Below are 7222 nucleotides of genomic sequence, written 5' to 3'. Positions count from 1 at the left end.
CAAGTACGAAGAGTTCATCAGCCTTTATCCAACCTCCTTGCAATGCCTCCCAAAAAGTACGCTCATAATCGAAATACTGTTCTTTTATAGTGTATGCCGTCGCACTACGTTTTTGCAAAACCAATCCGCACTTTGTGTGCTTAAAAGTAATACTACAGACATTTTTAACAGCTGTATAATCAGTCGCTTTAAACTAGATATGATATGGTATCTTCACATAAAACAACGCCATTATACAGGTCAAGAGAACTATCATGGCGTAGCGTATTACTAACCTATAATGCAATTTATTAAATTGATATTCATATCATCAAATCGAATTATAGAATAATTTATATCTACATAACTGAAAAAATATTAAATTCAATCGATCAAAGTATCAATAAACCAATGGCTTATAGGTTTCGTTAAGTAAACTAAATAAAACACGTTTTTGATCAATTATACCTTTGTTTTTCGTTGCAACAGCATGGTTAAATTTGTTGATATGTAATTTATTGTAAAGGAGAGCGTTTCTTCATTTCCTTTAAGCGTTTCTCCCTCACTCACACCACACTCCATAATCTGTGCATGTAAGCTCAATGTAACACAATCTTCGCCTTTTTTCTTAAGTTCATTCTTAACTTGAATGATACTATCAGAACCTTCTCCCATTAAGCCTTCAATATCAATCGCTTTTGACTCTTCATAATTTATAATCTCTTTGGCTAAGCTTTTAATGCATTAGCACCATTAGACCTATACTTGTTATTGTTATTCATTTTTACCTTTCTTTACTGTAAAAGAACGGTTTTAAAACCGGTGAAAAACCCAAATTCATATGATTTAAACTACGCAAATCTGTTGAATATTATGTGTTGTTGAATCTTAGATACCTTCCACGGCAAAGATTTTGTGATAGTATTTTGAGGTATTAACATCACGCAATAAAGACAGGAATTGTACAAACCTCTTCTGTCTCTTTGAGAGTTATATAGTGATATAATAGAAGAAGATATTAAAAAGAGTAGTGAAAAAATAAATATCGAAAACAAAGTTTTAAAGGTAACTCTCAGCACTTTTCTTTTCGTATCAAGGCTATATTGATGTGATAATTTTTGTCTATGTATGTGTCGCAATCATAGTTTTTACTACGATAAGGTATCTTGCTCATCATTTTTAATTTTTCAGAAACTGTAACTATGAGAGCCAATCTTACAAATCAATGCTGCGATTCTACTGTTTTTCACGCCTTTAAAACTGTCAGATATTCTTCAACAAATCAAACTTCTATATCAGCTGATATTATCAAAAAAACTAAAAAATAACCACCATCCTAGTGCACATTTGCTATTAAGGGGAAAATATTTTTATCAACTTGCTTTTTTCAGAAAATTTTTTGTTTCTTGCTTTAACATTCTTTTTCAAAGAGGTGTGGACTTTCAATAATAAGCTTCTCTCTTGCTTTTTGTAACTGTTTAATCACTTCATCAATTTTTGATGGAGAATAAGAAGATTCTTGCTCACTTAATAAATGCCCTCTTTCCCTCCCATCGTAAAAACACTGAATCTGAGATTGAAGCATTCTAATTTCTTGAAAGAAAAGACGTCCATTTTCTTTAAAATCATTATTCAGTGAGAAAAGTTGACCGGAAATTGATAGCAAAATTTGTTTTAGAAAACGCTCATTTTCTTGGCGTTTGCGGTATTCTAAAATAAGAGCATGACTTATCTCATCCAGCTGTTTTTTTGTGGAAACAATTTGATGTAATAAATTTGGTTTTCCCCCCATAGTCCCTTCTCTCACCTTCAAAAGTATTGCATGAATATCTAACAAATTAACTGCAAAACGAGATAAGTAATCAACTAATTTAGGCATGCTGGCATAGTGTTTTTGTGCGACCATATAAACTCACCTAATTAATGCTTTTTACATCATCTCACTATTCATTTTTGATTCTACAAAGCCATTCTAAAGAAAGTGCTAAAAAATATTGTTTCCAACTCATTTATATTTTAAAAGAGATCCCTACTCTTTTTGCAGTCAACGTCGAGCTAATGGGGATAAAAGACGTAAAGGTGTATAAAAGATAAGGTGTGTGGTTTTCTCTAACACACTACTACTATCAGCAAGAAGAGCTTGGCTGGGCGATAGTTCTGTACCCTGCATAATTGTTGAAGCCAAAGATCCTTCTCGAGCAAGAGCCATCAACGTTGGTGAAGAGGCAAAGACATTGTGTGCTCCTCCATCAACATTCGAAAAATCAAGAACAGCTATTCCATTTTTACGCAACATTTCAATATCTGAACCATCACCCACACGATGATGTCCACCCGTAAGACGTCCAGAAACAGCGAGGGCTTTATCTGCACGAGATACCAAAATAGCCGTTGGCCGAGGTAATTTCTTAATATCATTGAGTTGACGCTCAAACACATCAATATCAATATCTGGTGCAGCCATTAAAAAACTTGTAATACGATGAATAGGTTTATATTTCCCTTGTAATGCTAGAGTTCTAAATGCTTCCATGATGACAAAATTGCCCATAGAATGTGCAATAACTGAAATCTGATCAGCTTTGGTTTCGCTGATAAGTGTTAAGAGCTCTATCAATCCATCGCGTGCGAAATTAGCACTGTCACGATCATAAATATAAAGAGGAACAGATCCGGCAGAGGGCCAAGAGTAGTGCACAGTAACCACATTTAAAGAATAATCGTACGTAAACTGAGCTGTACGAAATGTGCCATCTGCAAAATTATTATTATAACCATGAATGAAAAGGAAAATTTCCCTTTTCCCTCTTGGTTTTTTCTCTAAAGCCGCATTTAATTGCTGCTTAAATTGTTCCTTGGTATCGTATTTTTGTAATGCTACTGCCGCAAAATATTTATCATGAGTGGGCTTATACGCGTTTGTTTCGACAACACCCTTTACGTGTTGTTGAGGAATTCCTATATCTACGCGATTATAGTGTACTTTATTTGATCGTTCTGCCCCATAAGGCTGAGAATAGTTGTTTTGCATCATGCGACTTGTAGCAACATATACTGGAACGATAGCTTTAGGAACTATTGGTCTACTTTCAACTTTCCTTTGTACGGCAATCATAGATGGTGTTGCATGGATCCCATGCCAAAGCACAGCACGTGATGTACTACATGCCGTTAACAAAGAAACGCAAATAAAGAGTTTTAAATATTTAAAAAATACTTTAATTCTCACTGCAATACTACCCCTTCCCCCCTTAATAAAGAATCAATACTTCAAGTCTAGATTGAAATGAAATCATTGCTTAGGAATGTAACAAATAATACGCTAAAAAACCTCTTTAATGCGTACAATTTTCTCCTCTTTACGTACCAGCAGATGAGAACACAAAATGGTGCGGTCGAGAAGACTCGAACTTCCACGGGTTGCCCCACAGCGACCTCAACGCTGCGCGTCTACCAATTCCGCCACGACCGCACGTGGTGAAGCCAAAATACCTACTTCGTTGGCTTTAACAAATCACAAAGAAAGGTACAAGCCTATTTTCACTTTCTGATGATTTATTTTATCCAAACTTGTTATAAACGGATCTCAATTATGAGAACAACAGATTTTAAGAGGATCTACGAACCATCATCATAAAATGAGCCTGTGCAACCTGATCCTTTTGATAAGAGCCATGAAAACTTGTCGTGATCGTTGTAGCTCCTTGCTTTTGTACTCCTCTCATAGCCATGCACATGTGTTCAGCTTCAATCAACACTGCAACACCGCGAGGTTTTAGATGTGTTTCCAAAGCATTAGCTATTTGAGCTGTCAGAGATTCTTGTGTCTGTAACCGGCGCGAAAAAACATCTACCACCCGTGCAATTTTTGAAAGACCAACAATCTTTGTACCAGGAAGATAAGCGATATGAGCTTTACCAACAATTGGAATCATATGATGTTCGCAATGTGAATAAAAAGGGAGATCTTTAACAATGACCGCTTCATTATATCCTGAAACTTCTTCAAAAACCGTGCCCAAGATTTCTTCAACCGATTCGCTATAACCAGTAAAAAGATCACGATATGCTCTAGCTACACGCCCAGGAGTTTCTAAAAGCCCTTCTCGATTTGGATCTTCTCCCATCCATAACAGCAATGTACGAATCGCTTCTTCTACTTCTTCAAAACGAGGATTCCCCATCCCAGATAAAAATGGGCTTTTAGGATCTCCTTTAACATTATGCATTTAAAAACTCCAAGTTTAGCATATACAAAGTGTTTGCTCCATATCCATTTCATCCTGTATAATCTCTATATAACCGAATTAAAAGTTTAAACAATCACGGCTCTCAAAATTTCAGGCAATAGCGCATGATTGATCATATCTATAGTGATAAAATACTTGAATATGCCGCCCATATCAGCAAAATCGGGCGTCTTCATAATCCCGACGCAACATCAAAAAAACGCTCACATCTTTGTGGTTCAACAATTACTGTAGACCTAAAAGTAGAAAATGACACCGTTACAGATTTTGCCCATGAAGTGCGTGCATGTGTGTTAGGACAAGCTGCTGCTTCACTTTTAGCATATCATATCATTGGGCAGACAACACAAAATCTTAAAATGTTACGTAAAATTATTTATCATATGCTAACAGAAGATGGACCTCCTCCACCTGCTCCATTTGAAGCGTTTTCTTGTTTACAACCCATTAAAGACTATAAAACGCGCCACACATCAACAATGCTTATCTTTGATGCCGTTATAGATTGTATTCAACAAATTGAAGAAAAATAAATGTTTAAACCACGCCTTGAGAAAAAAAAGAAACTGGCTCGCAATTATACAGGTCCTTGGAAAAAAACTCCCGGACGACTATTTGGTCTTTTATTCATACGTTTTTATCAAATAACATTTTCCAGTTTTATAGGAAATCAGTGTCGCCACCTACCGACCTGTTCAGAATATACTTATGAGGCAATGGCACGCCATGGACTGTGGGCTGGAGCGTGGATGGGATTTTTTCGTATCATCCGTTGTGGTCCATTTGGAACACATGGATTTGATCCAGTTCCCACCTCTCTTGGAGATTCTTACTGTTTTTACAAACCTTGGTGCTACTGGAAAATTTCTACCAAACACGATAAATAATTCTTTTCTTTTTTCATGCGTATTGCTAAAAAATGAACCTAGTTTGCCTTAATTACTTATGTCACTAAACCATCCGCAATCGTTAGCGGAATTGGATTAAAGGGGTGTTTTATGTCTTGCTCTGTTTCTCTTTCTTTCCCCGATGGTTCAAAGCGTGATTACAACTCCAAGATGACTGGTTTGGAATTGGCCGAATCTATTTCTAAATCACTTGCGAAAAAAGCACTCGCCTATAGCCTTAATGGAATCATCCGCGATTTATCCGATCCATTAGGACAATCTGGTCAAATAGAAATTATTACTCGCGAAGACCCACGTGCTCTTGAGCTCATACGCCATGATTGTGCACATGTCCTAGCCGAAGCAGTACAGGAGCTCTTTCCTGAAACGCAAGTGACAATTGGTCCTGTTATTGAAAATGGTTTTTATTATGATTTTGCACGTCAAAAACCTTTCACATTGGATGATCTTACTATCATTGAAAAGAAAATGCGTGAAATTATCCAACGTAATAAACCTTTTAAAAAAGAGATTTGGTCTCGTAAAAAAGCTAGAGAAATTTTTTCTGAAAAAGGTGAATTTTATAAGGTTGAGCTTATCGATAGCATCCCCGATAATCAAGATTTGAAAGTCTATTATCAAGGTGATTGGTTTGATCTTTGCCGTGGTCCACATATGCAATCTACTGGACAAATTGGCAATGCTTTCAAACTAATGAAAGTTGCAGGCGCTTATTGGCGTGGTGATTCCAATAATCCAATGCTCACCAGAATTTATGGCACAGCATTTGCAAACGAGAGTGACTTAAAAGCCTATCTACAAATGCTAGAAGAAGCCGAAAAACGTGATCATCGCCGCTTGGGACGAGACATGGACTTATTTCATTTTCAAGAAGAAGCACCAGGCATGATTTTTTGGCACAAAAAAGGCTGGAAAATGTTCCAAAATCTGATCAACTATATGCGTAGACGTCTTGATGATCATCAATATGCAGAAGTTAATGCACCGCAAATTCTCGATAAATCACTTTGGGAAATATCTGGCCACTGGGGATGGTATAAAGAGAATATGTTCAAAGCACTTCCCGCAGCTGAGCATTGGGATAATGAAAGCGTTTACGCTCTTAAACCAATGAATTGCCCTGGTCATGTGCAAATTTTTAAACATGGTTTAAAATCTTACCGCGATTTGCCGATGAGACTCGCTGAGTTTGGTGTTGTTCATCGTTATGAGCCTTCAGGCTCTCTCCATGGTCTTATGCGTGTACGGTGCTTTACACAAGACGATGCCCATATTTTTTGCACCGATGAGCAATTGGCTGATGAATGCCTTAATATTAATGATCTGATCTTATCAACTTATGCTGATTTTGGTTTTAAAGAAATCAGTCTTAAACTTTCAACACGCCCGGAAAAGCGTGTGGGATCTGACGCATTATGGGATCATGCAGAAAATATTATGCAATCTGTTCTTAAAACTATTGAGACGAAATTTGCAGGACAAGTCAAAACAAGTATTCTTCCAGGTGAAGGTGCGTTTTATGGACCAAAATTCGAATATACATTGAAGGATGCTATCGGTCGTGAATGGCAATGCGGGACAACACAACTAGATTTTAACCTCCCTGAACGTTTTGATGCGTTTTATATTGATAAAGATTCAGAAAAGCGTCAGCCAGTTATGATACATCGGGCCATTTTTGGATCAATGGAGCGTTTTCTTGGTATATTAATTGAAAATTTTGCTGGACATATGCCACTTTGGCTTGCGCCTGAACAAGTTGTTGTAGCAACAATTACATCCGAAGCGAATGAATATGCAAAAAAATTAACAGCAAAACTTAAAACTGTTGGACTTTCCACAACATCAGATCTTCGCAATGAAAAAATTAACTATAAAATACGTGAGCACTCTTTACAAAAAATTCCTGTAATTTTGGTATGTGGTAAACGTGAAGCTGAAACAAACAGCGTGAGTATGCGCCGTCTAGGGAGCACAGAGCAAATCTCCTTGTCTGTAGAAGAAGTCATTGAGCAACTTAAGAATGAGGCAACACCACCAGATTTGCGTCGTATCATAAACGCTTAAATGTTCTAAAAAATAAAA

The 7222-nt window shown here is 36.8% G+C and carries 7 protein-coding genes and 1 tRNA gene; 3 read left to right on the top strand and 5 right to left on the bottom strand.

Features of this window, described 5'->3' with window-relative positions:
* Positions 1-441: 441 nt before the first annotated feature.
* From BN200_RS07865 to folE, 5 genes are all read right to left on the bottom strand, one after another.
* Positions 442-672, bottom strand: a complete 231-nt coding sequence (locus tag BN200_RS07865) for a phage capsid family protein (RefSeq protein WP_425277068.1) — start codon at positions 670-672, stop codon at positions 442-444.
* A gap of 718 nt (positions 673-1390) precedes the next feature.
* Entirely contained in the window at positions 1391-1885 is a 495-nt protein-coding gene (locus tag BN200_RS07860; RefSeq protein ID WP_019222012.1) for a hypothetical protein, read from the bottom strand.
* 138 nt (positions 1886-2023) lie between these two features.
* Complete coding sequence (locus BN200_RS07855; protein WP_019222011.1) at positions 2024-3208, bottom strand: alpha/beta hydrolase; 1185 nt, start codon at positions 3206-3208, stop codon at positions 2024-2026.
* Between the two features lie 158 nt (positions 3209-3366).
* Positions 3367-3451, bottom strand: a tRNA-Leu gene (locus BN200_RS07850).
* A gap of 136 nt (positions 3452-3587) precedes the next feature.
* Positions 3588-4208 (bottom strand): GTP cyclohydrolase I FolE, encoded by a 621-nt coding sequence (gene folE, locus BN200_RS07845; RefSeq protein ID WP_019222010.1) that lies wholly within the window; start codon positions 4206-4208, stop codon positions 3588-3590.
* A gap of 125 nt (positions 4209-4333) precedes the next feature.
* On the opposite strand from folE, the gene BN200_RS07840 reads away from it, so the two are divergent.
* From BN200_RS07840 to thrS, 3 genes are all read left to right on the top strand, one after another.
* Positions 4334-4762: an iron-sulfur cluster assembly scaffold protein gene (locus BN200_RS07840; RefSeq protein WP_019222009.1), complete on the top strand. Its 429-nt coding sequence runs from the start codon at positions 4334-4336 to the stop codon at positions 4760-4762.
* The gene (gene yidD, locus BN200_RS07835) at positions 4763-5116 is read left to right on the top strand and encodes a membrane protein insertion efficiency factor YidD (RefSeq protein ID WP_019222008.1); all 354 of its coding nucleotides are present in this window, start codon (positions 4763-4765) and stop codon (positions 5114-5116) included.
* 111 nt (positions 5117-5227) lie between these two features.
* Complete coding sequence (gene thrS / locus BN200_RS07830) at positions 5228-7204, top strand: threonine--tRNA ligase (RefSeq protein ID WP_019222007.1); 1977 nt, start codon at positions 5228-5230, stop codon at positions 7202-7204.
* Positions 7205-7222: the final 18 nt, after the last annotated feature.

Source organism: Bartonella senegalensis OS02 (genome assembly GCF_000312545.1).
Taxonomy (GTDB): Bacteria; Pseudomonadota; Alphaproteobacteria; order Rhizobiales; family Rhizobiaceae; genus Bartonella; species Bartonella senegalensis.
The sequence above is the reverse complement of the archived record's forward strand: the minus strand, read 5'-3'. Positions and strand labels throughout refer to the sequence as shown.